The 26,686-nt window shown below is 41.8% G+C and carries 23 protein-coding genes; 15 read left to right on the plus strand and 8 right to left on the minus strand.

Translation table 11 applies throughout. From position 1 onward, the window contains the following. Positions 1 to 4 precede the first annotated feature (4 nt). From atpA to atpC, 4 genes are read left to right on the plus strand one after another with little or no spacing between them, the layout of a single operon-like run. A complete protein-coding gene (gene atpA, locus AT15_RS08850) occupies positions 5 to 1,513 on the plus strand; it encodes a F0F1 ATP synthase subunit alpha (protein ID WP_068348589.1) in 1,509 nt (502 codons plus the stop codon). A gap of 10 nt (positions 1,514 to 1,523) precedes the next feature. Further along, positions 1,524 to 2,366, plus strand: coding sequence for an ATP synthase F1 subunit gamma (atpG, locus tag AT15_RS08855; protein ID WP_068348592.1), 843 nt, complete (start codon positions 1,524 to 1,526; stop codon positions 2,364 to 2,366). Between the two features lie 15 nt (positions 2,367 to 2,381). Continuing rightward, positions 2,382 to 3,818: a F0F1 ATP synthase subunit beta gene (atpD, locus tag AT15_RS08860; protein WP_068348594.1), complete on the plus strand. Its 1,437-nt coding sequence runs from the start codon at positions 2,382 to 2,384 to the stop codon at positions 3,816 to 3,818. A gap of 1 nt (position 3,819) precedes the next feature. Then, positions 3,820 to 4,242 carry an ATP synthase F1 subunit epsilon gene (gene atpC, locus AT15_RS08865; RefSeq protein WP_068348597.1) on the plus strand — a complete coding sequence of 141 codons (423 nt, stop codon included), beginning with the start codon at positions 3,820 to 3,822 and terminating at the stop codon, positions 4,240 to 4,242. Between the two features lie 12 nt (positions 4,243 to 4,254). On the opposite strand, the gene plsY is transcribed toward atpC, so the two are convergent. The 6 genes from plsY to aspS are packed head-to-tail and all read right to left on the minus strand — an operon-like array spanning position 4,255 to position 11,220. After that, positions 4,255 to 4,869, minus strand: coding sequence for a glycerol-3-phosphate 1-O-acyltransferase PlsY (plsY, locus tag AT15_RS08870; protein ID WP_068348599.1), 615 nt, complete (start codon positions 4,867 to 4,869; stop codon positions 4,255 to 4,257). Continuing rightward, positions 4,866 to 6,194 carry a ribosome biogenesis GTPase Der gene (gene der, locus AT15_RS08875; protein WP_068348602.1) on the minus strand — a complete coding sequence of 443 codons (1,329 nt, stop codon included), beginning with the start codon at positions 6,192 to 6,194 and terminating at the stop codon, positions 4,866 to 4,868. The genes plsY and der overlap by 4 nt, the downstream gene beginning before the upstream one ends. 17 nt (positions 6,195 to 6,211) lie before the next feature. Continuing rightward, positions 6,212 to 7,933, minus strand: a complete 1,722-nt coding sequence (locus tag AT15_RS08880) for a S1 RNA-binding domain-containing protein (protein WP_068348606.1) — start codon at positions 7,931 to 7,933, stop codon at positions 6,212 to 6,214. Further along, positions 7,926 to 8,810 (minus strand): 4-hydroxy-3-methylbut-2-enyl diphosphate reductase, encoded by an 885-nt coding sequence (ispH, locus tag AT15_RS10440; protein WP_068348609.1) that lies wholly within the window; start codon positions 8,808 to 8,810, stop codon positions 7,926 to 7,928. Before ispH ends, AT15_RS08880 begins: the two co-directional genes overlap by 8 nt. Beyond that, positions 8,807 to 9,451: a (d)CMP kinase gene (gene cmk, locus AT15_RS10445; RefSeq protein WP_068348613.1), complete on the minus strand. Its 645-nt coding sequence runs from the start codon at positions 9,449 to 9,451 to the stop codon at positions 8,807 to 8,809. Before cmk ends, ispH begins: the two co-directional genes overlap by 4 nt. Continuing rightward, positions 9,448 to 11,220: an aspartate--tRNA ligase gene (gene aspS, locus AT15_RS08895; RefSeq protein WP_068348616.1), complete on the minus strand. Its 1,773-nt coding sequence runs from the start codon at positions 11,218 to 11,220 to the stop codon at positions 9,448 to 9,450. Before aspS ends, cmk begins: the two co-directional genes overlap by 4 nt. Before the next feature lie 101 nt (positions 11,221 to 11,321). Between aspS and AT15_RS08900 the strand changes: the two genes are divergently transcribed. The 11 genes from AT15_RS08900 (at position 11,322) to AT15_RS08950 (ending at position 25,032) form a co-directional block, all read left to right on the plus strand. Then, positions 11,322 to 13,064: a coiled-coil domain-containing protein gene (locus tag AT15_RS08900; RefSeq protein WP_068348619.1), complete on the plus strand. Its 1,743-nt coding sequence runs from the start codon at positions 11,322 to 11,324 to the stop codon at positions 13,062 to 13,064. Between the two features lie 89 nt (positions 13,065 to 13,153). Then, positions 13,154 to 14,452 carry an asparagine--tRNA ligase gene (asnS, locus tag AT15_RS08905; RefSeq protein ID WP_068348622.1) on the plus strand — a complete coding sequence of 433 codons (1,299 nt, stop codon included), beginning with the start codon at positions 13,154 to 13,156 and terminating at the stop codon, positions 14,450 to 14,452. Positions 14,453 to 14,461: 9 nt separating this feature from the next. Next, entirely contained in the window at positions 14,462 to 15,490 is a 1,029-nt protein-coding gene (gene ruvB, locus AT15_RS08910; RefSeq protein WP_068348625.1) for a Holliday junction branch migration DNA helicase RuvB, read from the plus strand. A 16-nt stretch (positions 15,491 to 15,506) separates the two neighbouring features. Continuing rightward, positions 15,507 to 15,809, plus strand: a complete 303-nt coding sequence (locus tag AT15_RS08915) for a YggT family protein (protein ID WP_068348629.1) — start codon at positions 15,507 to 15,509, stop codon at positions 15,807 to 15,809. Between the two features lie 6 nt (positions 15,810 to 15,815). After that, positions 15,816 to 16,643: an NAD(+)/NADH kinase gene (locus AT15_RS08920; protein ID WP_068348672.1), complete on the plus strand. Its 828-nt coding sequence runs from the start codon at positions 15,816 to 15,818 to the stop codon at positions 16,641 to 16,643. Beyond that, on the plus strand, positions 16,624 to 17,304 hold the full coding sequence (locus AT15_RS08925; RefSeq protein ID WP_068348632.1) for a phosphate signaling complex PhoU family protein: 681 nt from the start codon (positions 16,624 to 16,626) through the stop codon (positions 17,302 to 17,304). The genes AT15_RS08920 and AT15_RS08925 overlap by 20 nt, the downstream gene beginning before the upstream one ends. 30 nt (positions 17,305 to 17,334) lie before the next feature. Then, positions 17,335 to 21,615: an LptF/LptG family permease gene (locus tag AT15_RS08930; protein ID WP_068348634.1), complete on the plus strand. Its 4,281-nt coding sequence runs from the start codon at positions 17,335 to 17,337 to the stop codon at positions 21,613 to 21,615. 9 nt (positions 21,616 to 21,624) lie between these two features. Continuing rightward, positions 21,625 to 22,242 carry a uracil-DNA glycosylase gene (locus AT15_RS08935; RefSeq protein WP_068348638.1) on the plus strand — a complete coding sequence of 206 codons (618 nt, stop codon included), beginning with the start codon at positions 21,625 to 21,627 and terminating at the stop codon, positions 22,240 to 22,242. A 16-nt stretch (positions 22,243 to 22,258) separates the two neighbouring features. Further along, positions 22,259 to 23,200 (plus strand): SDR family oxidoreductase, encoded by a 942-nt coding sequence (locus tag AT15_RS08940; protein ID WP_068348641.1) that lies wholly within the window; start codon positions 22,259 to 22,261, stop codon positions 23,198 to 23,200. Next, positions 23,166 to 24,497: a replication-associated recombination protein A gene (locus tag AT15_RS08945; protein ID WP_068348644.1), complete on the plus strand. Its 1,332-nt coding sequence runs from the start codon at positions 23,166 to 23,168 to the stop codon at positions 24,495 to 24,497. The genes AT15_RS08940 and AT15_RS08945 overlap by 35 nt, the downstream gene beginning before the upstream one ends. After that, on the plus strand, positions 24,478 to 25,032 hold the full coding sequence (locus AT15_RS08950; RefSeq protein WP_068348647.1) for a macro domain-containing protein: 555 nt from the start codon (positions 24,478 to 24,480) through the stop codon (positions 25,030 to 25,032). Before AT15_RS08945 ends, AT15_RS08950 begins: the two co-directional genes overlap by 20 nt. A 75-nt stretch (positions 25,033 to 25,107) precedes the next feature. On the opposite strand, the gene AT15_RS08955 is transcribed toward AT15_RS08950, so the two are convergent. Together AT15_RS08955 and AT15_RS08960 are read right to left on the minus strand one after the other, a co-directional pair. Then, entirely contained in the window at positions 25,108 to 25,800 is a 693-nt protein-coding gene (locus AT15_RS08955) for a thioredoxin family protein (protein ID WP_068348649.1), read from the minus strand. Between the two features lie 21 nt (positions 25,801 to 25,821). Then, entirely contained in the window at positions 25,822 to 26,556 is a 735-nt protein-coding gene (locus AT15_RS08960; protein WP_084251680.1) for a cytochrome c biogenesis CcdA family protein, read from the minus strand. Positions 26,557 to 26,686 lie beyond the last annotated feature (130 nt).

The following is a 26,686-nucleotide window of genomic DNA, read 5'->3' on the forward strand; positions in this document are numbered from 1 at the left end:
TTGAGTGAAAATCAGTCCCTCGGAAATTACGAGAATTATTGAAACCCAAATCAAAGATATAGACAAAGAAATTGATTATTTCGAATCCGGAAAAGTTATTCAAATCGGTGACGGTATCGCCCGTGTTTACGGGTTAAAAGGTGTCATGTCAAGTGAACTCGTTGTATTTGAAAACGGTGTTTACGGCATGGCTCTAAACCTCGAAGAAGACAACGTTGGTATTGTTATTCTTGGTGAGTATAAAGAAATTAAGGAAGGGGATCTTGTAAAAAGGACCGGAAGAATAATGCAAATACCGGTAGGAATGGAATTGCTCGGTAGAGTGGTAAACCCGCTTGGTATTCCATTAGACGGTCAAGATCCCATAAATGGAAAGGAATTCAGGCCTATAGAGGTTAAGGCACCGGGAGTTGTTTTGAGGAAGCCCGTCGACACTCCGCTCCAAACGGGAATAAAAGCAATTGACTCCATGATTCCCATAGGTAGAGGCCAGAGAGAGCTGATTATAGGCGACAGACAAACAGGGAAAACCGCAATTGCTGTTGACACTATTATCAACCAAAAAGGCCAGGATGTTTATTGTATTTACGTAGCCATCGGACAAAAATCTGCAGCTCTTGCTAAAATAATCGACAAACTAACGGAAACTGGCGCTATGGAATACACCACAATAGTCGTTGCTTCAGCCAGCGACCCTTCTGCACTCGCTTACCTTGCGCCTTATGCTGGAGCAGCGATGGCGGAGCATTTTATGTACAACGGTAAAGATGCTCTGGTGATTTACGATGACCTCTCAAAACATGCAGCGGCATACAGAGAGCTTTCCTTGCTCCTCAGGAGACCTCCGGGACGTGAAGCCTATCCTGGTGACGTCTTTTACCTGCATTCGAGGCTTCTGGAGAGAGCAGCGAGGTTGAATGAAGAACACGGCGGAGGATCTTTTACAGCGTTACCAATTATAGAGACTCTTGCAAATGACGTTAGCGCTTATATTCCCACAAACGTCATTTCGATTACCGATGGGCAGATTTATCTTGACCCCAATCTCTTTTATGCTGGAAATCGTCCTGCTATAAATGTTGGCCTTTCAGTATCCAGAGTTGGAGGTTCAGCTCAAATAAAGGCGATGAAAAAGATTGCTGGAAGTTTGAGGCTTTATCTTGCTCAGTACAGGGAATTATTGACCTTTGCCCAGTTTGCAACGGATCTGGACCAGGCGACTCAGAACCAGCTCATAAGAGGCGAAAAGCTGACAGAACTTCTGAAGCAAGGGCAGTATACCCCGATGCCTGTTGAGGAACAGATTGTGGTTTTATATGCCGGAACAAAGGGTTTTCTTGATGATATTCCTACCGAAAGAATTCTTGCTTTTGAGAAAGCACTTCTTCAAAGCATGAGAGATGAACATCCAGATGTGCTTCTAAAAATCAGGGAGGGAAAGGACCTTACAGAAGAGATCGAAAAGAGTCTCGCGGCAGCCATTGAAGATGTTAAAAAGTCCTTCCTGAGCTGAAGGTGGTATTGTGAGTAAAGGGAAGTTACGTGCAATAAAGAAAAGAATAGAGTCTACAGAATCAACTATGCAAATCACACGGGCTATGGAGATGGTTGCCCGTGCGAAGATAAAGAAAATTGAAAAATCTCTCGCCTTTGTCAGGGAATATGAGGCCATTTTGCGAAAAAACCTTTCTATTGTTAGTTCAGCAGTAGATGAACTTGTTCTCTTCAGCGGTGAAGGGGATTTGTTGCTCGTTGTAACCGCTGATATGGGTTTGTGTGGAGCCTTCAATAGCGAAATTCTGAGATTGGCTGACGAAACCCTGGATAGAGAGAAGGATAAAATAAAAGCTATTGTAACAGTGGGCAGTAAGGCTGAGCAATATTTCAAGGATTCACCATTATACAAAGATAGCTTTTCGCGGTTTTATGATGTGCCTGATCCCGATGAAGCGACTATTATCTGGAACAGGATTTATGAACTAATGGCCGAAAATGCTCTTTCCGGGCTGAAAATCATTTACAGTCGCTTCAAAAATCCCATGGTACAGCTTCCAACTATTAAGAAGGTTCTGCCTTTTGAAGCTGACGACATACCTGAACGCAAAGAATTTTATGATTTTGAGCCCGGAAGCGGTGATTTATACAAAGAATTGCTTGAGTCATGGGTTACAGGCGCTGTACTCCTTGCGACATATGAAACAAAAGTAGGGGAATTATTCGCAAGACAAAATGCTATGAAGAACGCTACTGAAAATGCACAAAAAATGATAGAACAGCTCACCCTTGTGAGGAACAAAGTGCGCCAGGCAACTATCACCCAGGAGATCATAGAGGTCGTAAATGGCGCAGAGGCATTAAAAGGTTAATCTGGAGGTGTAAGTGTGGCAAAGAATACGAAGAAAGCCACCGGCGAAGTAAACAAAGGACAAATCGTTTCCATAATTGGACCGGTTGTTGATGTAAGTTTTGAGGGTGCAACTCTTCCGGATATTTTAAATGCTCTTGAAGTTGAAAATGAGTTTTTGGGCAAAAAAATCGTTCTTGAAGTCGCACAAATCATAGGTGATAATATGGTAAGAGCCATTGCCCTTGATTCAACTGATGGGCTTGTAAGAGGTCAGGAAGTTATCGACACGGGAAAACAGATTTCAGTGCCTGTGGGCGATGAAATTTTGGGAAGAATGTTCAATTTGTTGGGAGAGCCTATTGACGAGCGCGGTCCGGTGGAATCAAAGGAACATTGGGAAATCCACCGCGAACCACCCTCGATCACCGAGCAAAAAACTGATATTGAAATATTGGAAACCGGTATAAAGGTCATTGATCTCCTCGCTCCTTTTAACAAAGGAGGAAAAATAGGTTTCTTCGGTGGGGCGGGAGTTGGAAAAACCGTTCTTGTTATGGAACTAATAAGAAATATAGCCATTGAGCATAAAGGACTTTCGATTTTCGCAGGCGTAGGCGAAAGAACCAGAGAAGGAAACGACCTGTGGCTCGAAATGCAGGAAGCGGGTGTCCTTCCAAATACAGCCCTTGTTTTTGGACAAATGAATGAACCACCAGGTGCAAGATTCAGGATTGGACTTTCAGCTATCACCATGGCTGAGTATTTCAGAGACGTCCAGAAAAAAGATGTTCTTGTTTTCATCGATAATATTTTCCGATTTGTGCAGGCGGGCTCTGAAGTCTCCGCACTTCTTGGAAGAATGCCTTCAGCGGTTGGTTATCAGCCTACACTCGCCAGTGAAATGGGCAAGCTCCAGGAACGGATCACATCCACAAAGAGTGGCTCAATAACGTCGGTTCAGGCAATATACGTTCCTGCAGATGATATTACAGACCCTGCACCAGCAACTACTTTTAGCCATCTCGACGCTACCGTGAACCTTTCGAGGTCTATTGCCGAACAAGGATTGTACCCGGCAGTGGATCCTCTAGATTCTACCTCAAAGAACCTCGACCCGATGGTCGTTGGAAATGAGCATTACCAGGTTGCTCGAAGGGTTCAGGAAGTTCTCCAGCGTTATAAAGACCTCCAGGATATAATAGCCATTCTGGGAATGGAAGAACTCTCTGAAGAGGATAAGCTCACGGTAAGGAGAGCTCGAAGAATTCAGAGGTTTTTGACACAACCTTTCTTCGTAGCAGAGCGTTTCAGCAATATTCCCGGAAAGTACGTTTCTATCAAAGAAACCGTTCGGGGTTTCAAAGAAATCCTTGAAGGCAAACACGATGACTTACCTGAACAGGCCTTTATGATGGTAGGCACAATTGATGAAGCTGTAGAAAAAGCTAAGGCTATTGCTGGAGGGCGATAACGTGTCTCTTAATGTAAAAATACTGACGCCTTATGGAATAAAGTGGAGTGGTATGGCTGAATACCTTTCCTTCAGAACGATTGAAGGAGGCATGGGTGTTTTGCCAAAACATGCTCCCTTGCTGGTCAAATTGTCCGTCGATTTAGTAGAGATAAGAACCTCTGAAGGTGCCAGGCTTGTTTTTGTAATTCATGGTGGATATCTTTTAAACACGCGCGAAGGTGCAACAATAGTTGCTGATGCCGTTGAAAAGCCCGAAGACATAGACATCCATCGCGCAGAAGAAAAAATGTCAAGAGCCAGGGAAATACTGAAAATTGAAAAGGATGCAAGAGAAAGGGCGCGAATCGACGCAAAGCTTCAAAGGCATATGCTTAGAATCAGGGTATTCAAAGAAAGAGTGCATGGAAGCGGTACAAAATAAAATAAGCGAGGCCTAAGGGTCTCGCTTATTTTTAAAAGCAGCAATTAGATCGGTTTTTCTTTCTTTACCTTTTAATAGCCTTCTTATGTTTTCCCTGTGTCTGAAAATCGTGAATATCAAGAGTGCGAAAATCCATAAACCAGTTTCTACACCCGATACAAAAAATACTATAATATTCATCACTGCAACGGTGATTATAGAGGCGAGGGAAACATATTTTGTCACAAGCACAATTGGCGTCCAGATGGCAAGAAAAAGCGGAAGGAACCAACCTTTTAAGCCTGTAAGCGTTCCGACTGTGCAAGCAACTGCTTTACCACCTTTAAACTTCAGGAAAATGGAATAACTATGTCCAATGGCTGCAAAAAAGCCAATTATTATCAACCTGTCCTGGGGAAGTCCAAAAAGAAGGCTAGCAATTAGCATAGGGACAAAGGCTTTGAACCCATCAAGGGTCATTGTTAAAAACCCTATAATCCCTCCGAGATATCTGAGGACATTTGTCCCACCCACATTTCCGCTTCCAACCTTTCTTATATCTACACCCTTTAGCTTAGGTATAAGAAAGCTAAAGGGGATGCTTCCAGAAATATAACCAATAACAGCCAAAAAAACAATCTGGGTCATTTTTTTCGCCTCAATTTTATGAATATCGGTGTTCCTTCAAGGGGGTCGATATTCTCCCTTATGGTTCTTTTCAAGCCTCTCAAGTAAGATTGGTTGAAAAGCCTTGGATCGTTGACGTTAAGTAAAATCAGCGGTGGGCGTTTGTTAATCTGGGTCGCGTAATAAATCTTTGCCTTTTTCACCTTTGTTCCCACCGGAGGGGTGGAACTAACAAAACGGCCAATGAGATTATTCAATAGGCCTGTAGGAATATGATAGTCAATCTTTTCACTGACAAGAAATATCTTATCTATCAATTCATCTATTCCTTTGCCTGTAATAGCGGACGTAAAAATTATAGGGCTGTAATCCACAAAATAGAGTTCGAACTCAAAAGCTTTTAATAAGCCATTTATTTTCCTGTCGTCTATCAGGTCGGTTTTGTTGAAAACAACGATAATGCCTTTTCCGTTTTTCTCTGCAAGCCCTGCGATTCGTTGATCTTGATTGCTTATTCCCTGTGTAGCGTCAATAACAAGGACGATAATGTCGGATCTTTCAATGGCATCTATCGCCCTCATGACACTGTAATATTCAACATTTTTTACCTTTACTCTGGATTTTTTCCTTATACCGGCAGTATCTACAAAGGTTATCGGTGTATCATCAATCAAGAGTGTTTCGTCAACCGTATCTCTTGTGGTGCCTGGAAGATCCGTTACCAGACTCCTCTGGCTGCCAACAATTGCATTGAAGAGTGAAGATTTTCCGGCGTTTGGTTTTCCTACTATCGCTACTCTGATGCTTGTTTCCTCGGGCTCTAAACCAAAGTCTATATAATGACCATGAGCCTGAAGTGTTTTTATGATTTCTTCTAAAAGGATGTCGATGTTTAATCCATGATCTGCGGAAATTGGTATTGGTTCTCCGAAACCAAGGCTATAAAGTTCTGGTTTGACATTTATCTCATAATTAGCCTCATTTTCTACTTTGTTTGCAACGAGAATAATTCTTTCCCTGTACCTTCTCAAAAAATCCGCAAGCTCATAATCTGCAGCTGTTAGGCCCTGTTTGCCATCAACTACCCAGAGAATTAGGTCACCATCGTCGATTATGTCCAGTGTTAAATCTCTCATTTTTTCTTCAACAATGTCTTTCGGGTTGTCAAAAAGGCCGCATGTATCAACAATCTCAAAGCTTTTCTGTTGCCACTCAACTCGCCCAAAGACGAAATCCCGGGTTACCCCCGGGAGATCGTCGACTATTGCTTTTTTTCCACCAACCAATCGATTAAACAGTGTTGATTTGCCCACGTTGGGGCGTCCAACAATAAGAACCGTTGACACAGCTATTCCCTCCAGGTTTATTCGGAAGGTGCGTTTTCACTGTTTTTTAACTGCTCTTTGATCTTGTCACCCAGTGAAAGGGTAGGATTATCGTCAGATGATAATTCCTTCATAGCTTCTTCGGCTTCTTTTTTTTCTAAATCTTTCAAATATTGCCTTATGGAAACCACCATGTTCCTTGTGTCATTTTCCGGGTCATAAACAAGTCGGATTATTTTGAATTGATGCTTTTGCCCAACTTCTACTGTCTCATCTATATTTTCCACTTTTTTATCTGAAACCTGCGAAACTGGCAAAAAGGCTTCTATTTCATAGCCATCAACAAGAACTATGGCACCTGATTTTATTGTACGGACAATTTCTCCGGAAACATAATCTCCTACGCTTAAATCCTCAGAAACTTTTTTCCAGGGATCTTCAGTGGCTTTTTTAAGGCTGAGCCTCATTCTGCGGTTCTCCCTGTCTACGGAAACTATCAATGCTGAGACCGTATCGCCTTCTTTTACGACATCTTCAACTTTGTCAACGAAATTCCAGGAGATTTCAGAAAGTGGCACAAATCCGGAAACATATTCCTCAAGCTCAACAATTACTCCTGTAGGCAAGAGCTTGGCGACTTTTCCTTCTACGACTTTACCGACCGGGTATTTGGATTCTATGTTATCCCATGGATCGCCAAGGGCCTCACGATAACTGAGTGAAAGTGTTCTCTTCTCTTTATTTATTTCCTTTACTTTAACGAGCACTTCGTCACCAACTTTGACAACTTCCTGGAGCTTTTTCCTTGCATTTCCCCAGAAAACTTCTGAAATATGTACCAATCCTTCAATACCATCCTCAATCGCTACAAAGAAGCCGAATGGAACTATGGATTTCACTTTCCCTTTGTGCACCGACCCGACAGGGAACCGCTCTTCTATATCCTGCCATGGGTCTTTCCGCAATTGTTTAAGGCTTAGAGATATCTTTTGATTTTCTTTGTCTATGCCTATAACTTTAGCTTCGACTTTGTCGCCGGGCTTTAAAACTTTCTCTATTCTTACGGAAGAATCCCAGGATACCTCCGATGCAGGAATAAGACCTGTTACATCATTTGTTAGCTTTACAAAAGCGCCAAATTTCTTCAATGACTCGACCACACCTGTTACGACGTATCCCTCTTTAATGCTATCAAGGAAAGATTTTATCCTCAAATCTTTTAGTTCTTTCAGTGAAACAACAATTCTGGGTGCGCCTCTTTTTGATCTCCTGAAATTAATCACTTTGAAATCAAGAGTCTCTTCAGGAATTTCATCGTCAAGCTTTAGCCCTGAATGGGAACCGGGTAAAAAGGCATCCACCACATTTAGAAGCTTTACCTCGTAACCGCTGCTAACCTTCGAAATTATTCTACCTTTTACCGGTTCATTCTTCCTGAACTTGCTTTCGACTTCTTTAAGCGCTTCCTTTCTATACACCCTGATTTCAGACGCGGTGCTTCTTCCTTCCTCTTCATTGACTTTCAGTATGGTTACTTTTATCTTATCTCCAATTCCGTATTTACCAAGAGGATGAACAAGTTCCGACTCTGGAACAAAACCGTCAAGTTTACCGTCAAAAAGAACAAGCAAACCGTCTGGCTGGATCGAATAAACTTCAGCTTCCTTGGTACTACCCCTCCTCATCGAAAAGTCGTCCATACTCTCAAAAATTTCGTCCATACTGAGGTTTTCCTCGTTGTTTCTCTTTACATCATCCATTATGGATAACCTCCCCTTCGTATTTGGTTTCTATGTAATCCAGAATTCTCTGGATTTGCACATAAGGTGTAGATGTACCGCTGATAAGGCCAATTTTTTCAAAATTTGATAACTCAGGCAATTCATCGGGTTCACGAACGTGAAAAGCTGATTTCCCAAAATCCTGGACAATCTGAGCCAATTTTCGCGTATTCGAGCTCTTTTTGCCACCAACAACGATTACAGCATCACAAACTTCTGCAAGCCTTCTCGCCTCTTCTTCACGCTTAACGGTTACGCTGCAGATAGTGTCAAAGACATCTATTTTCGCATCTAAAGACTGCTCAATCTGGCTCGAAAATTCCATGAAATCCTTATGGTTCATAGTCGTTTGAGAAATTATTGCTACCTTATCGCATCTTTTTTTTAGGATTTCTGAAAAGACTTCGTTTAGATCATAACTTGGCTCAACAAGCAAATAATTATTAAGCCTGCCACACAAAGCATCAACTTCGGCATGCCCCTTCTTTCCGTAAACGACAATAAGATATCCCTTTTTCTCCAGCCCTTCAGCCAACCTAAATACATTGTACACTATGGGACAGGTGAGGTCTACAACTCTCCTGAAGCTCTTTCTTAAATCCCTTTCAATTTCAGGTGATATTCCATGAGCTCTGACTGCGAAGGTTGAAGAGTCAAATTCATTATCAATAACGGGCTTTTCGCCTTCCAGAATTTTTAAGCCCATTTTTTTCAAATTGCCAACCACTTCTTCATTGTGCACGAGCTCACCATTTGTATATACGTCAATACCGTTTTTCAAGAGTCGTTCGCAAATGGATACAGCTCTATTAACTCCATAACAAAATCCTGTGGAAGCAGCCACATAAACTTTCATTGAAGCTTCATCCTTTTTAAGATCAATCTTATCACTTCGCTCAAGTTCATTCCGGTAGTATCAATTACAATAGCATCATCAGCTGGCTTTAAAGGTGCTATTTCCCGTGAAGAATCATTCTCATCTCTATATGATATCTCTCTGAGAATAGCATCATAATCAGCATTAATCCCCATCTCTTTGAGTTGTTTATATCTTCGCCTTGCGCGTTCCCTGGGCGAAGCCGTGATATAGAATTTATACTCTGCATCCGGCAAAACAACGGTTCCTATATCCCTTCCTTCCATTACAACATCCCTGTTTTCAGCGAGTTTTCTTTGTTCACCTGTAAGAAAGGCTCTGATTTCCGGGATTGTTGCAATCCTCGAAGCGAGCAGGGATATCTTGGATGTTCTTATTTCCTCTCCGACTGGAGCACCATCTAAGAGTAGTTTGGATTCTTTTAAAGAAAATGCGCTGTTCTTAATGACTTTTTCGATATCTTCTTTTAACTCACAAGAGTAGCCGGAGCGTAACATCTTCCAGGCCAGAGCCCTGTACATAGCACCCGTGTCTATATACTCAAATCCCAATTTTTCAGCGAGGAGTTTTGCTATCGTCGACTTTCCTGATCCTGCAGGTCCATCTATTGCTATTTTCATTTTTCCTCTTTTTCTCCTTTTATAAGGGATAGTTTTAACTCCTTCAACTGTTGTTGCGACACCTCGGAAGGTGCACCTGTCATTATATCTGAGCCGCTTGCCGTTTTCGGAAAAGCAATCACATCCCTTATGGAATTTGCACCGGCTAAAATCGCCACCAGACGGTCCAATCCCAGCGCAATTCCGGCATGCGGTGGTGGACCATACTTAAAGGCTTCAAGAAGGAATCCAAATTTTGCCTCTGCTTCTTCCTTCGAAAGGCCTATTAGCTGGAATACTTCATTCTGGATATCTCGCCGGTGAATTCTCACACTGCCGCTTCCAATTTCAAAACCATTTATCACAAGGTCGTAAGCTTTTGATTTTATTCTTAGCGGGTCGCTCTCTTTATACTGAGACATATCTTCAAGATCCGGCATGGTAAAGGGGTGGTGTTCGGCTTCTATCCTGTTCTCTTCTTCATTGAAGGAAAACATCGGGAATTCAGTTATCCAGAGAATATCAATGCCTTCAGCTTCGGTAAGTTCTTCCGAGATGATCTTCTCCCTTATCTTCCCAAGGGCTTTTGATGTTGAGATGCTTTCCCCAACGGCCATTAATATAAGGTCCCCATTTTCAGCAGAGAGGTGATTGACGGTTGATATTACTTCATTCGGGCAGAATTTAAGGATTGATGACTTAATACCGTCTTCAACCTTTATCCATATAAGGCCACCAAGGTCCTGTGATTTAGCGAATTCTACATATTGGTCAATTGCTTTTCTGCTAAAACGCCCTGCAAGGCCCGTTGCTTTGAAAGCCTTTACAACGCCTCCGGACTTAATGGCGCTGGAGATAACCCTGAAATTCGTTGTCAAAAAGATTTCTGTAATGTCATGAAATTCCATGCCGTATCTTCTATCTGGTCTGTCGCTTCCGTAGGTATCTATGGCTTCATCATACGTCATCCGGTCATATTCAAAGGGTAATTCTGTTCCGATAGCCTCTTTTATAGATTTGTTTAGCATTCCTTCTGTAACTTTGAAAATGTCTTCCTCGTCAACAAAGGACATCTCCAGGTCAATTTGGGTGAACTCAGGTTGTCGATCAGCTCTGAAATCCTCATCACGGTAACATTTAACTATCTGGTAATACCTGTCCATTCCTGCAACCATGAGCAGTTGCTTGAAAAGCTGGGGCGATTGGGGAAGCGCATAAAATTTTCCCGGCTTAATCCTTGAAGGCACAAGAAAATCACGAGCCCCTTCCGGAGTGGATTTGGTAAGGACAGGCGTTTCAATTTCAAGGAAATTCAGGCTGTTTAAATACCCGCGTATATTTTGCGCGATCTCGTGTCGTAAAATCAGATTTTTTTGCATTTTTGGTCTTCGTAGGTCGAGGTATCTGTACTTCAATCGAAGTTCCTCAGAAGCTTCATCATCTATATTAATGTATATCGGTGGTGTTTCAGATTCTGAAAGTATGGTGAGAGACATGGCATGAACTTCAATCTCACCGGTGGGCATTTGTGGATTAACTGCATCTTTTGGCCTTTTTGAAACTTTTCCTTTTACTGAAACCACATATTCAGGAGATAGGGTAAGGGCTTTCTGATATAGGTCTTTCATTTCCGGATCAAAAACTACTTGAGTAAAACCATACCTGTCACGGAGCAGGATGAACTTAATGCCTCCAAGATCCCTTATACGATCGACCCAACCGTTCAATATCACTTCTTTTCCAGCATCTTCTTTTCTGAGTTCGCCACAATTATGTGTTCTTTTTTCCAACACAAACACCTCCTGCTGTTAAATATTACCATGTAACTCAAATTGTGTGGGAATTTTGTGATAGAATTTTATCGTTAGGTAATTTTCAGGGAGGTGAATATATGAAAAGGCTTACGAAAGGACTTTTGCTGGGATTCTTGATGCTCTTTGCTATTCAAGCTATTGCTGCAATGTATGAAGACGTTTCACCAGGTCATTGGGCTTATGGAGACATAGTTAATTTGACTGAGCTTGGAATTTTAAGCGGTATCAAGGTTGGTGACAAGCTGTATTACCAAGGAGAAAATCCTTTGAACAGATATCAGGCCGCTGTTCTATTGGGAAAGCTATTGAGATATATCGACGAGAATTATCAGAAAATAGGCGTGGAAACCGCCACAAGTATACCTGAGGGGATTACCGAAACTCTTAACAGGCTTGAGATGGCTATAAAAGATGATGCAGGAAACATCATCCAGTTGAGTGAAGTCCTCGAAATCGTTAAAGGGCTTCAATCAAGAGTCGCAACCCTTGAAAATAAGAGAGTAGAAGAAAGTGTACCCCTTCCCCAAACGGCTGTGCAGGATATTTTAAACAAGATCAGGGCAATTTCTGAAAATATCTCTTATGTAAGGCTGGATATCAGCACCTTGAACGCGAGTTCGACTTCTTTGGAAAAAGAGCTAGCGGAAGTCACAATGAGATTGGAAACTGCCGACTTGAATATACTTGGCTTAAAGGAAAAACTCGGTTCTCTTGAAAACACCGTCGCCGGGCAGAGCGATTCATTGAAAACACTTGGTGAAACCATCAGGGTAACAAAGAATGAATTGAGCGCTTTATCAAACGAAGTCAATACATTGAAAATGAAGATTTCCTCCTTAGATGAAAATATGGCTGGCTTTGAGAGCTTTAAATCATTTATAACAGGCGATCTCGACAATCTTATCTCTAAGGTTGAAGTACTTGAAGGAAATCTTGCAACACTCGCAACAAAAGAATATGTTGACAGCGAAATTCAAAAAAATACCGAAAATGTGAAAGCCTACGTTGATAGCAAGTTTGTAGGAATTGCGACAAAAGATGAACTCAATGAAATCAAGTTAAACCTTGCCGATTTGATAACAAGATCAGATTTGAGCAGCGCATTGAAGCTGTATGTGGGTATTGATGAATTGACAAAGGCCAAGGAATCGCTGAGTGCATCAGATACAGAGCTCCTTGGTGAAATAAGCAAAACAAAGAGCGAAATGAATGCCAGGTACGATGAACTCTCAAAGAGCATAAATATTCTTGGAAACAGGATAGATTCTTTTGGAACCATAAGAGAGGACGTTTCAGGCTTGCAGATTAACTTTGCAAAGGTATCAGCAGATCTTAACAACTTAAGCAACGATTTTGAAACTTTGAAAGCTAGATATGAATCTTTTGAACTCTCAAGTGACGAACGACTTGGAACCCTGGAATCCAGAACAGAAGAAATCGGAGCAGCTCTCAATGAGCTCGAAGGCAATCTGATGGATAAGCTGGGTGAAAACTTCAGCTACTTTGAAAATCTCATGATCGACGTAACAAACCTTCAGGATAAAGTTGGGGCAATTGAAACAGCCCTTTATGATGTTAAGACCGTTGTTGAAAATGACCATGATACCCTTACGAAAACCGCCAGTGATACCGAGGCTTTAAGCGCTGAAGTTACAAATATCAAATCTAAAGTCAGCGACCTTGAGGCTGAAGTCCTCAATGTTCCAACAAAGGAAAGCGTAAATCGCGCTAATGATAACGCAGTTACGGCTATTTATGTTGGAGCTGTGGGTATCATTCTCGGCATTGTGGGAGTTGTCCTGTATTTTGTAAAACCGTAATGTTTTAAAAGATTAAAGAACCCGGGCATCCGTTCCGGGTTCTTTTTTTTGATATAATCGACTAGAAGATACAAACTGGAGGTGGCTGAATGGACTGGGTTTACATATCACAATTGAGCAAACACATTGGTGAAGATATTGAAATAAGAGGCTGGCTACGTCGAAAGAGATCCAGCGGAAAGATTCATTTTCTCTTTTTAAGAGATGGCACTGGATTTGTCCAGGGCATAGTGGAAAAATCATCTGTTTCGGAGGAAGTTTTCAGAACGGCAAAAAAACTGAAAATGGAGTCAAGCATCATAGTAAAAGGTACTGTAAAGAGCGAAGAGCGGGCTCCAGGAGGGGTTGAACTTCTGGTTAAGGAAATTGAAGTGGTATCCATTCCTGAATACGAATTCCCCATTAACAAGCCAGACCATGGCATTGACTTCCTTATGGATAACAGGCATCTCTGGCTGCGCACCCAAAGGCAATTTCACATCCTGAAAGTAAGGCATGAGATAATAAAAGCCATAAGGGATTTCTACAACGAAAGGGAATTTGTGCTCGTAGATACACCAATTTTTACGGGTTCAATCGGAGAAAGTGCAGGTAATCTTTTTGAGCTCGATTACTTCGATTATGGAAAAGCTTACCTTGCCCAGACAGGTCAGCTTTATCTCGAAGCAGCTTGTATGGCTCTGGGAAAGGTTTACAACCTTGGGCCGACCTTCCGGGCCGAAAAATCCAAAACGAGAAGACATCTTATAGAATTCTGGATGAACGAAGCGGAAGTAGCTTATTATAAGCATGAAGACAACATAAAATTGCAGGAAGAACTTGTTTCTTATGTGGTAAGGAAGGTTCTAGAAAATGCCCATGAACATCTCGGTGCCTTGAAAAGGGATATGAAAAAACTCGAAAAGATAGTCCCTCCATTTCCGCGGATCACATACACGGAAGCGATTGAGCTTTTACAGAAAAAAGGCTTCAACGTATCGTGGGGTGATGATATAGGCGGAGATGAAGAGACTGCGATCGCTGAAGAATTCGACAGGCCAGTGGTTGTCGAGAAATATCCCAGAAAGATGAAGGCCTTTTATATGCAGCCTGATCCGGAAAACCCGGATGTTGTGCTGTGTGATGATATGCTCGCCCCGGAAGGCTACGGGGAGATAATCGGCGCTTCTGAGAGAATCTGGCAGAAGGAAGTATTGGTAAAGAGAATTAAGGAATTCGGACTTGATCTGGATTCATACGACTGGTATCTCGACCTCAGGGAATACGGGACAGTTCCGCATAGCGGTTTTGGTATGGGAGTTGAACGTGTTGTCTCCTGGATATGCGGGCTTGAACATGTAAGGGAAGCTATTCCTTTTGCGAGAACTCTTTACAGGATACATCCTTAGGTGATTGCCATGGAATTGGGTAATGAACGTTTTCTATCACCTGGCGAACTAAAGGACGACTATGTCATAAAGAGTCTTCGACCAACTTCCCTCGAGGAGTATATAGGTCAGAGAAACGTCAAGGGAAGACTTCAAATAGCGATTGAAGCGGCGAAAGTTCGGAATGAACCGCTGGATCACATATTATTGGCCGGTCCTCCCGGCCTTGGAAAAACAACACTTTCACATATAATTGCGAACGAAATGGGAACAAACATCTATGTTACCAGTGGACCTGTGATAGAAAAACAGGGTGATCTTGCAGCTATTTTAACCGGTCTCGAACAAGGCGACGTGCTTTTCATTGATGAGATCCACAGGCTCGGCCGCGCGATTGAAGAAATTCTATATTCTGCTATGGAAGATTTTCAGCTGGACATCATGATTGGCAAAGGACCCAGTGCACGTTCAATCAGGCTCGATATAAATCCTTTCACCCTTGTTGGCGCCACAACCAGATCTGGCTTAATCGGCGCGCCACTGCGCAACAGGTTTGGCATGGTTCTCGAAATGGAGTTCTATCAACTGGAGGAGCTTGAAGAAATCATAGAAAGATCTTCAAGGCTTCTTGATGTGAGAATTGAGAAAGGCGCAACGAAACTCCTTGCGATGAGGTCAAGAGGGACTCCGAGGATTGCAAATAGGTTATTAAGGCGGGTAAGAGATTTTGCCACTGTTGATGGTTCTAACATGATTACAGAAGAAATGGTTACAAAAGCGATGGAAGTAATGGGGATTGATGCCGAAGGTCTGGATGATATGGACAGGAAAATCCTTCGTGTACTTATGGAAAATTACGGTGGCGGGCCTGCCGGCTTAAAGGCCATTGCCGCTTCTGTTGGCACTGAGCCCGAAACTATTAGCGAAGTATATGAACCTTACCTGCTTCAAGCGGGATTCCTTGTTAGAACTCAAAGAGGAAGGGCTGTGACAGAAAAAGCTTATAGGCATCTTGGACTAAAACCCAACCGGCCCGGTTCACTTTTTGGCGACATTTAACGAAAGGGGGAGACCGATGTTCGTGCTCAGCAATTTGATATATGCCCTTGCGGTAATTGCCAGGATAATTGTTGAACTGGAAATATTTGCTGTGATACTCTCCGCGGTATTCAGCTGGATCGCACCTGGAGTTTATTCTTCTGTCAGGATCTTTTTTCAGGTTCTTGGTGACTTCATAATGAAACCCTTAAAAAAGGTATTCCCCGGTTTGGTGGTTGGAGGAGTGGATTTAAGCCCGGTGATCGCTGTCCTTATTTTGGTATTTATCGATCAGTTTTTGATAAACACGCTCTTTGACATAGCCAGGAACTTGAGGTGATTGCCTTTGAAAGCCCTTGCATTTTTCAATACAAGCAGAATCGGAAAAAAGGACATCGAAAGGATTGGAAATCATCTGAAAAAGCGCGGCATTGAGATGGCACTTTGTGACAATTACAGGAGCTGTGAGATAAAAGACTTACAGCTTGTTTTGACATTTGGTGGTGATGGAACAGTGCTCAAAGCTGTCCCCTGTGCTCTGCAAAATTCTGCTCCTATATTGAGTTTCAAAATAGGAAGCGTGGGTTTTCTTTCAGCTTTTGAGCTTAACCAATTGAACGAAGCAATTGATTCCTATTTGAGCTCCTCTCTTGTCGAGGACAGGAGAGCACTTCTTAGAATTGAAAGCGCTCTTGGAACTGAATACGCTCTAAATGACTTTGTTATGGAACGCTCAAAACCGAGCAGGACGATATATTTGAAAGTAATTATAGAGGGATTCTCGCCCTATTTAGTAGCGGGAGACGGAATAATAATATCCACGCCAACTGGTTCTACTGCTTATAACCTTGCTGCTGGTGGCGCAATAATCGACCCCGCTTCCAGCGTATACCAGGTAACTCCATTGAGCCCCCATAATCCCTATGTTGGCTGTGTGGTGGTTGGAAATTCGCGAAAGACGACTATAGAACTGCTCGATGACCGTGGCTATCCACTTGATTGTTACAGTGACGGTGTATACGCAGGAAGGCTCAAGGAAGGGCAAAAGGTAGAAGTTATCCTCTCAAGAAAGTCGGTGATATTGCTAAGGCCGAAGGAATTCGATTTTGTTGGTGTAATGAGGGAAAAACTCGCCTTTGGTGGGAGGCTTAGAGATGATTTCCAAAAAAGGTGAAGAAAAACTGGATGAATTACGCGAAGAGCTGCTGAAGTTCGGGCGCTATGTTCAAACTCTTTATAGCAAATCCAAAGTGGCCTTCATCGAACGAAACGAACATCATGCGAGAGATGTGTTGTATTCTACATCTATCATAGACACCTTTCAGCTGAATATCGAAAGAAAAGTTGTGATTGTTGGTGGAACACTTATACTAACCGGAAAGAATTTAAGGTTTGTTACGATGGCAGCTAAACTGGCAGATGAGATGATGCACATAGGCAAACAATGCCTGATGATTTCGAAGTACTCGATGGAGCTATTAAAAGAACCTCCGATAGGCTTTTACAACAGTATGACCAAAATCTCAACCCTTGTCGACGAGATGATTAATAATTCAGTTAAAAACATAAATTCCTTATCAATAGGCATAGCAGAGCAAATGTGTTCAAAATTCAACAAAGTATACAGTTTGCTTGAAAGCATAGAGAAAGAAATAACAGAGACGATGGTTCAAAATCCAGCTATTTCTCCCCAGGGAGTAAAGCTAATAAACCTTTTAAAAATATTCGGGATAATTGCGTCAGCTTCCATGTCATTAACCGAATGCTCGGTATTTATCGAAACGGGAGAGTATTATAGATGCACTGGAAGTGAATTCTTTAAAATAGATAGTTAGAGAAACAGCGATCAAAGTGGAGGAATTCCTATGAGAATTCTGATAAAGTATATCATCAAACAATCCTTGGGATCCTTTTTTATAGGGCTGGGAGGTTTTATACTCTTTGTCAGCCTTGAACTGCTCTATCAGCTATCCGATCTTATAGTTCGCTATAAAGTGGGAATAGATAAACTGTTCATTTTAATATATTTCAACCTGCCTTATTTTATAGTCCTGGGAATTCCTGTCGGGGTTCTTCTTTCTATTTTTTGGACACTTTCAAGAATGAGGTCTGATAACGAACTGATAGCGCTTCAAACTCATGGAGTTACCCTAAAAAGTATAGTGATTCCCTTTCTCATCTTTTCAATGATGCTTTGCCTGGTAGCTTACAGTTTCAACGATTTCATAGTTCCCATATCAAACCGAAAAGCTTCTGAGGCGATAGCCAAATACGTATACAAGAGACCCGAAGTTACATTGAAAGAGAATGCCTTTTTGGAGGATGGAAGAGGGAGATACCTTTACATAAAAAGGATAGACCCCGAAACCGGGGAACTTCAAAATCTCTTACTGTATGACCTTAGCAGCGGTAAAACCCGCGTAATAAGTGCAGAAAGCGCTTCAAAGGAATCCGGTAGATGGATTATGCACGATGGGCGGGTATATGAAACGGACTCAAAAGGCTTTTTGCTTTTCGATATGAAATTCGATTCCCTGGAACTTGAGTTTGAACAGGATATAAACCAATACATAAGGAGCTCAAAATCTCCAAGAGAAATGACAAGCTCTGAACTCAGGAAAAAAATTGACAGTTTTAACAAGCTTGGTGTTGATACGTCTTCACTACAAGTTGCCCTTCAAGAAAAATTATCGAATTCCCTTGCTCCTTTTGTTATCGTTCTCCTCGGTGTGCCTGTTTCGCTTTTTTTGAATTTGAAATCCAGATCCTGGTCAGTAATTCTCACCTTTGTTCTTGTGGTCATCTATCAGGGATCAGGCGCGTGGTTAAGTGCCATGGGAAAGGAAAATTTGTTCAACCCGGTTCTGGCTCCATGGATTCCGAATATACTCTTTACCGTTTTCGGGATGGTAATATTTTCACTTATCGATACCAGAGCATCTTACAGGCTCAGTGAATTTCTGGGAAGGGTTTTCAAGATCAGCGTTATCGTACTTTTGATAAGTATTTCAACTACGCTTTATGCAGGCAATTTAAAGCTCTCAGCTGGCGTGGTTAAGGGAAAAGCAAACGAAGTGCTGCTGACCAACGGAGTGCAGCTTTCCTATAATAGCACTAAAACAAATATTACGGTTACCGCATCAAGCGCTTCTATACTGTTAAGGGGAGAAACCCCTGTATCAATAGCGTTCTGGGGCAATGTTAGATTATCAACCGGCGAAAGCGAAATATTTTCTGATCGTGCAATTGTAGAACTTGATCTGGGAATGGTTCAGGCCCTTAAGGCTTACACCAAAACTGCGATTAAAATTCCGGGAACAGGTTCTAGCGAAGCCAAAAGCGTCAGCTTTTACATTTCAGGCAATTATGTGGAGGCTACTGCTGAGACTACACCAACCGTAGCCTTTCGGGATTCTTCCTTCACTACCTGCGACCTTAAACATCCCCATTATAGTTTCGATGTTAGTTTTGCAAGGCTTAAACCCGGAGAATATCTCGAAGTGGAAAATCTTGTGATGCGAATTCTCGATTTTTCCGTATTTTACTTCCCGTGGTATTATTTCCGTCTTGATGACCCGGAGAGAAGACCTTTTCAGATAGATCTCAGTTCTATCGGCGAAGGAAAAACAACGATTACCCTCAGGTATTTGAAGCTCAACTGGCTAACCCTTAGCTTTTCATGGGAAAGAAATTGGAGAAGCAGTGCGGATTTTTTTAATTTCAAAAGCAATATCTCGACTAATCTTGGAAGCTTCACCGGCCTTTTTCAATATAGTGAAGATGTTTTAAAGGGTGGTTATGATCTTGGCGCTTATATACTTTTGAAGCCAAAGGTAGATGGCACTTTGAACTTTGGGGCTTTGTATCTTGAAGGCAGTCCTTCTGACGCCTTGAAGGATCCCTTCGCTCAACTGGTATTGGGATACAAGACTGTTAATAAAAAGCAAAAGACGGTAACTCCCTTTGAGCTCCAAAATGAAGCAAAACTATATCTTGGAATTTTTAACTATTCATCCCCTTCGAGCGGGAAGGTAAAGAGCTCATTTCTCGGAAACTATGCACTATATACAGAAACAGATGAATCTACGCAATTGTGGGGAATCAATGCAAATCTGGAACTGCCAGTGAATTTTCAATATACTGGAAGAACTTTTGAGGCCTCAAGTAAGAGCAGTAATATCTCCCTGGAACTGGGAAGGTATTCCATCGAGGATGAACTTAAATACTATCTGAACAGCAGTGCTGCTATGTCTATGACTGAACTCGGATTTCAGGATGCAACCTTTGATTTGAAGGAACTTGTCTTTACGATATCATCAAGCGCAACTGCAGAGGGAAATGTGGCTACTTCTCTTCTATTGCCTGAAAACATGGATGAGTTTCAGCTTGATTTGAGCGATTATAACTTCGAATGGGGATATCTTTCCAGCAGTGGGGACCTGTTCAGCACTTTCAACGAAAATAGTGTTGAGATATCCACACCAATTTCAAAGAACGGAATAGGTACAAATAGGGTCACAATTGAAAGCAAAGATCGCAAATTCATACTTACCGGTAATTACGCACTGAGATTCGATAGCACACAGGAGAACATCGCAGAAAAACTCTTCTGGATTGATCCTGTTAAACTCGAATATTCCGGTTTGTTCGATGTAAAATCCGATATGAGTTATAGTACTTTCTATGATGGCAGCTGGCATTTCAAAAACAAGACCACCCTATCCAGGGAAATACCTTTTTTGAACCAAAAGCTTGGAAGCTTGAAATATGTAATGAACCTGAGCCCTTCATATTCACTTGATTTTGAGGCAACCGATACAAAGACACTTATAGATAGTATCTTTTCGGGAATGCCTGCCCTTTCACTTGAAAACGAATTGAATTATTCACCATCAGCTTCCTTCAGCGCTTATGTTCAGTATAACCCAACGATCAATTTGAAAAGCGGGGAGCTAAAAAACCCCGGGAAGTTAGGTGCTGAATTGAAATCAAGAATGCTCAACGCAGAGTTTGAAACCGGCGTGAACTTCGAAGCGCTCTATTCACCTGATGCTTCCTTTTTTGAAACAGGCGAGTTGAAAACAGATGGAAGTATTTCATTTGGAAAATTGAATATTGAGCACAACGAAAAAACTCTCTTTAATTCACTGATAGCAACTGAAACGAGTTTTGATTTTAGTGCTCAATACGGTGCTGTTTCCCATGAGACGAATACCAGTTACTTCTGGAACGAAAGGAAATTGGGCACAGTTAAAAATACCGAAAGAATAAACCTTGAAGAAAATGACCGCAAAGTAGATTTTACCTTTGAGTGGCAACTATCACCTGAATCTACAAAAGCTGAAGACAACCCTTTCAGCATAGGATTGGGTCTTGAGCTCACAAAATCGCTGGAAATTGGTTTTAACATGGAATATCCCTTTATTTACAAGGGCAAAATCTGGCCAGATAGAATTAGCATTCTTTTTGATAAATTCAAAACAAAATATTTTGATATAAGAGGGGCAAAGTTTGATTTTTTGACCGCTGATGCAACTTTTACATCATCATACCCTTTTCCAGACAGATATTTTACGGAGAAATTCGGTACCGGAGAAGGGCGCTTCTACATATTAAGTGTTGACAGCTTTACATTGAACAAGCTAAGAATTGAAAACTTTTTCCTCGCTGCAAAAAAGGCTTCCTTGAATGGGAGCTGGACAATAGCAGCAGGCGCTAATAGATTGTATCTCTCCGATAAGAGATTGGTTTATGGTACCGGAAGGGTTTTCCAGAATTACGGATTATCAGCAGAATTGAAGCTCGACGATGATAACAGCAGCTTTCAGCTTAACATCAACGATTTAAGCCTTGGAAATTCTCTTTTAAGAAGACTAAGCTTACATATAGGCGCTGAGAGCTTTCTTGAAATAGGTACCGGGTATAATGAAATTGACTGGGACACGTTATATGGAAAATCAAGGCCGCTGTATCTTGACCTGCATTGTATGGCTGTAGAAGGGATACTCAGGATTAATTTCTCTGGAACTTCCTTTTTTGACATAGTAGAAATGATAGGAATAAAGTACTATATAAAAGCATTGTCAGACAGATATCTGGTTCTCGGGCTGGATAATGGAAATCCATATTTTAAATTCAAGTTCTGAGGTGGTAAGATGACAGAATACGTTAGGAGAAAAGAGATAATGATCGCCATATCCCGGAAAATTGAAGAATGCACCGCATGTCCTTTAAGCATGGAAAGGACAAATGCTGTTCCCGGTGAAGGCTCTCTGGATAGCCCGGTAGTTTTCGTTGGTGAAGGCCCGGGCGCAGATGAAGATGCAAGCGGAAGGCCCTTTGTTGGGAGAGCCGGGCAATTACTCACTAAGATCCTGGAATCGGTCAATCTTTCAAGGGAAGATGTTTATATTACAAATATCGTGAAATGCAGGCCGCCCAAAAACAGAGTGCCAACCTATGAAGAAATGAAGTCATGTTCTCCCTTTTTGCTTTCGCAGCTATCGGTTATCAAACCAAAGCTCATAGTTGCTCTTGGAGCGACAGCTCTTTCTTTCTTTTTGGAGAACGAAAAAGTGGCAATTACCAAATACCGCGGCCAGCTTTTTGACTGGTACCCCGGAACAAAGGTTTTTGCAATGTTTCACCCAAGCTACTTATTGAGGAATCCGTCAAGAACACCGGGCTCACCAAAATATCTTACATGGGAAGACATTAAGAAAGTCAGGAAGATGTATGACCAGGCACTGAAAGGAGAAGAAATTTCAATATGAATTAGGAGGAGATATTGTGGCTGACAATATTCTGGTTACAGGCGGTGCGGGTTTTATAGGTTCGCACGTTGTAAATGCGCTGATAGAAAAAAATATCATGCCGATAGTAATTGACAACCTCTCTTCTGGTAAAATGGAAAACCTCGATCCAAGAGCGCTTTTTTACCAGCAGGATATCACTGACGATGAAATGATGGAAAAGATTTTTATGGTTCATAAACCGAAGTACGTTTTCCATCTTGCTGCTCAGATTAGTGTTTCGCGCTCGGTAAAAGACCCCATTGAAGATGCACGGATAAACATAACGGGCACGTTGAAATTGCTGGAGTTATCAGTAAAATACGGTGTTGAGAAATTCATATTCTCTTCCACGGGAGGAGCTATATACGGTGATGATGTTTCAACAATTCCGACACCTGAAACAGAATTTCCCAAACCTATTTCTCCTTATGGAATAGCCAAGTTTTCCGTTGAGAATTACCTGAGATTTTATAACTATCAGCATGGACTGAAATACGCTGTGCTGAGATATGCAAATGTTTATGGGCCACGACAGGATCCCCATGGGGAAGCCGGGGTTGTGGCAATATTCTCAGAAAGAATGCTTAAAGGCGAAGAGGTAATAATTTTCGGAGACGGTGAAAATATAAGGGATTATGTATATGTCTCTGACGTTGCAAAAGCCAACCTGCTTGCGATGGAAAAGCTTGAAAATGATGTGATTAATATATGTACAGGCATAGGAACATCCGTAAACCAGCTCTTTGAAGCATTAAGGAAAGCGACGGCATACGCAAAGAAACCGACTTATGCCGATCCGAGACCGGGCGATTTGAGGAAATCCATTTTAAGCTGGGAAAAAGCGAAAAGGCTTATGGGCTGGGAACCTTCTGTGAAACTGAATGATGGGCTGGTGAAAACAGTTGAATTCTTCAGAAAGAAGCTGGGAACCACTTAGTGAACGTTTACGGCCCGAGAATTTTGATGATGTGGTCGGTCAATATCATTTGACGGGGAAAAATGGGATAATAAGAAAAGCTCTTGAAAAGGGAAAACTCTTTTCCATGATACTCTATGGTGCACCCGGAACCGGAAAGACCACAATCGGGCATTTGATTGCAAAAAACCTGCCTGATAAGCACGAATACCTTTATTTCAGTGCTACCACACAGCGTACAGGTGAGTTGAAACAGTTATTTCAGAGGGCAGAACAGCTAAAACGATACGGTACCCAAATGGTTCTTTTCGTAGATGAAATTCACCGCTTGAACAAAGCCCAGCAGGATATTTTTCTGCCTGTTACTGAAAAAGGGACAATAATACTAATAGGTGCGACAACGGAAAACCCCAGTTTTGAAGTCAATCCTGCGCTTCTGTCAAGGTGCAGGCTGATTATACTCAAGGAATTAAAGCCTCAGGACATAGTTCAATTGCTTAGAAAAGCAATCAGCAAAGACAGGGTTATCAAAGAATACGATCTGGGATTCGACGATGAGGTGCTGGAAGTGATAGCTGAAAGCGCAGGTGGCGATGCAAGAATTGCCTTGAACCTGCTCGACACACTCAGCGATACCGCCCATGCACTCGAAAAAAAGTTGATTGACACCGAGTTCCTTCGTGAATTTTCAATGCTTCCGGGAGGAAGATATACAAAAAAGGGTGAAGAGCACTATGACCTAGCATCAGCTTTTATTAAAAGCATGCGTGGCAGTGATCCTGATGCAGCTGTGTATTATATGCTAAGGATGCTTGAAGGGGGCGAAGATCCCAAATTTCTAGCCAGAAGGATGGTTATTTTCGCTTCGGAGGATGTTGGACTCGCTGATCCTATGGCACTGGTTGTTGCAACTTCGGCATTTCAGGCTGTGGAGAAAGTAGGACTTCCTGAGTGTTCATTAAACCTGACTGAAGCGGCGATCTATTTGTCTATTGCCCCCAAAAGCAACGCCGTAATCCGGGCAAGAAATGCCGCTTATGAAATCATAAGGAAAAAGCCAAACGTTCCCGTTCCATTGAAGCTGAGAAACCCTGTAACCAAAATGATGAAGAAACTCGGATATGGAAAAGATTACAAATATCCTCACGACAAAGGAGGTTTTAGCAGGGAACTATATCTGCCTGAAGAAATCGCCAGAATGGTTTTTTACAAGCCTGGAAATACCGGACATGAAAGAAAAATAAAGGAACGTTTAAGTACTTTGTGGAATGGGTTGAAGGAATACAGGGGGGATTCAAGTGAAAAGCATAATTCTTGAAAAGGGAAAGATAATCCAGATTGTGCAGGGTGATATCACACGTGAAGAAGTAGATGTAATAGTGAATGCCGCAAACGCTTATCTACGGCATGGTGGTGGTGTGGCGGGAGCGATAGTGCGGGCAGGTGGCAAAATAATTCAGGAAGAGAGCGACAGGATTGTGAGAAACCAGGGACCACTGGAGGTTTCCGAAGTAGCAGTTACCGGTGCAGGAGAGCTCCATGCTAAATATGTTATTCATGTGCACGGGCCTCAATATGGGCAGGATAACGTTGAAGAAAAGCTATACCATAGTTTTTTTAATGCATTGGAAAAAGCAGGTGAGCTCGGGGTCAAAACTATTTCAATACCGGCTGTTTCTTCGGGGATATTCGGAGTTCCAAAGGAAATATCGGCAAAGGCCTTTTTTAATGCTGTGAAAGATTATTTCGACAAATATCCTGAAACCACTCTGGCCCTTGTGAGGGCATGCAATATCGACAAACCCACAACGGAAGTTTTTGAAAAAATCGCACAGGATATATTTGATAAATAACCTTTTTCATTCCATGCAACAGCCATTAATAAAGGCGATGTTCTTGAACATCGCCTTTATTGTTTTGTTGATAGGTCACTCTGCGCTCGATGTAACCAAAATCACTCTATAAGCTCCCTTTGAGATGAGTTCATTTGCTATCTCAGGATCGGAAGTAACCCAAACACGGAATGGGTCAAACTCCAGATCAGCGCTGTAATTAACAGCCAGAGGATCATTTTCGAGAATATACTGAGCATCTTCTTCGGATAGATTTATCAACATAGGAGTGCCTATATATTCATGGGGTTGCGAGCTATAATCAGCAAAAGAAATACCGCTATTATAAGCTTTTTCACCGAGAAACTTCAGTACATTTACGAAAAAATCGGGTTCTACGTATCCCGGCAGGCTTGTTACCGGGGTTGCCTCTTCATCAAAAAACCAGAAAGTTGGCGTACCTTTAACACCAAATACAGAGTATAGATCGCTGTATAAGAATTTTTGCTGTTCCCCATTAATCTCCACAGTTGCAATCTTTTTAACAGGATATATTTCCACGAAAACATATCCTGCTTTTAAAAGTTTTCCAACGTTTTCATCGGGCAAAGTATTTTTAATAAACAGATTGCAATAATAACAACCGGGGTCAGAAAACATTACAATGAGCTGCTTCTGCTCGAGTTTCGCGAGCTTCATTCCCGTATCAAAATCACTGAGTGCCGCATCATATGAAAAAATTGAAACAGAAATTGCTGTTATCACTAACAAAAATAAGATCTTCCTCATTTTTCCACCTCCAAAAAGCTTTTAAAATGTGATCTGAAGTAAATTCAACTTATCAAACATGGTGAGTATCCCCGCTGTAAAGAGCAGCGCAAATACTATCAAGCGAAGTGCCACCCTTATTTTTGACTCCCCTCCAAAAGTGAGTTTAGAAGTAAGCTTTGCGACAACACCGCTCAAAGTCAAGAAGGGAATGCTTAATCCAAAAGAATATACAAGCAACAATAGACCCCCTTGCCCGGCAGTGTTTTGATTCGCTGCAAGAACAAGAATGGATCCGAGTATTGGGCCGGCACAAGGTACCCAAATCATTCCCAGTACAGATCCAAGCAAAAAGCCAGATAGTAAACCTCCCTTAAACTTAAAAACATTAACTTTTACACCTTTAAAACCAACCTCGAACAAATAAAGGAAAGCAAAAAGAATAAAAAGCCCACCTGATATAGCATTCATTAATAGCCTATTTTTGCCTATGAATTGTCCCAATCCCCCTGCACCGGTTCCAAGCAAGAAAAAGAATATCGACATTCCTGTTGTAAAAAAAACTCCTTTCCAGAACCTTTCAATGGGTTTCTTGGCTGAACCCATTAATACACCAAAGAATACCGGAATTAAAGGCAGTACGCAAGGTGAAAAGAACGACAGGAGCCCCCCAAGAAAAGCTCCTCCATAGGAAACAGCAGTATTTATAAGAGGTACAGCAAAGGGATCAATTACTCCGCCTGTTAAAGACGTTGCTGCTGCGGTAATTTCATTCATGATACCCCTCCCACGTATAGTGTAATTATATTATACATCTATGACTGATAAAATTGGTAATAAGTTCCGGAGAATTAATATATAGGGTGTCTCGAAAATCAGTAACAACCAGTAACAACCAATAATATCA

Source organism: Kosmotoga arenicorallina S304 (assembly GCF_001636545.1).
Classification (GTDB): domain Bacteria; phylum Thermotogota; class Thermotogae; order Petrotogales; family Kosmotogaceae; genus Kosmotoga_B; species Kosmotoga_B arenicorallina.

What these genes read in the sequence shown, in the direction of transcription:
- AT15_RS08960 (WP_084251680.1), bottom strand. Translation starts at nt 26,556, where the DNA reads ATGAATGAAATTACCGCAGCAGCAACGTCTTTAACAGGCGGAGTAATT.
- asnS (WP_068348622.1), top strand. Translation starts at nt 13,154, where the DNA reads ATGGACTGGGTTTACATATCACAATTGAGCAAACACATTGGTGAAGAT.
- cmk (WP_068348613.1), bottom strand. Translation starts at nt 9,451, where the DNA reads ATGAAAATAGCAATAGATGGACCTGCAGGATCAGGAAAGTCGACGATA.
- AT15_RS08935 (WP_068348638.1), top strand. Translation starts at nt 21,625, where the DNA reads ATGACAGAATACGTTAGGAGAAAAGAGATAATGATCGCCATATCCCGG.
- AT15_RS08900 (WP_068348619.1), top strand. Translation starts at nt 11,322, where the DNA reads ATGAAAAGGCTTACGAAAGGACTTTTGCTGGGATTCTTGATGCTCTTT.
- AT15_RS08930 (WP_068348634.1), top strand. Translation starts at nt 17,335, where the DNA reads ATGAGAATTCTGATAAAGTATATCATCAAACAATCCTTGGGATCCTTT.
- AT15_RS08880 (WP_068348606.1), bottom strand. Translation starts at nt 7,933, where the DNA reads ATGGATGATGTAAAGAGAAACAACGAGGAAAACCTCAGTATGGACGAA.
- AT15_RS08915 (WP_068348629.1), top strand. Translation starts at nt 15,507, where the DNA reads ATGTTCGTGCTCAGCAATTTGATATATGCCCTTGCGGTAATTGCCAGG.
- AT15_RS08955 (WP_068348649.1), bottom strand. Translation starts at nt 25,800, where the DNA reads ATGAGGAAGATCTTATTTTTGTTAGTGATAACAGCAATTTCTGTTTCA.
- plsY (WP_068348599.1), bottom strand. Translation starts at nt 4,869, where the DNA reads ATGACCCAGATTGTTTTTTTGGCTGTTATTGGTTATATTTCTGGAAGC.
- AT15_RS08925 (WP_068348632.1), top strand. Translation starts at nt 16,624, where the DNA reads ATGATTTCCAAAAAAGGTGAAGAAAAACTGGATGAATTACGCGAAGAG.
- ispH (WP_068348609.1), bottom strand. Translation starts at nt 8,810, where the DNA reads ATGAAAGTTTATGTGGCTGCTTCCACAGGATTTTGTTATGGAGTTAAT.
- ruvB (WP_068348625.1), top strand. Translation starts at nt 14,462, where the DNA reads ATGGAATTGGGTAATGAACGTTTTCTATCACCTGGCGAACTAAAGGAC.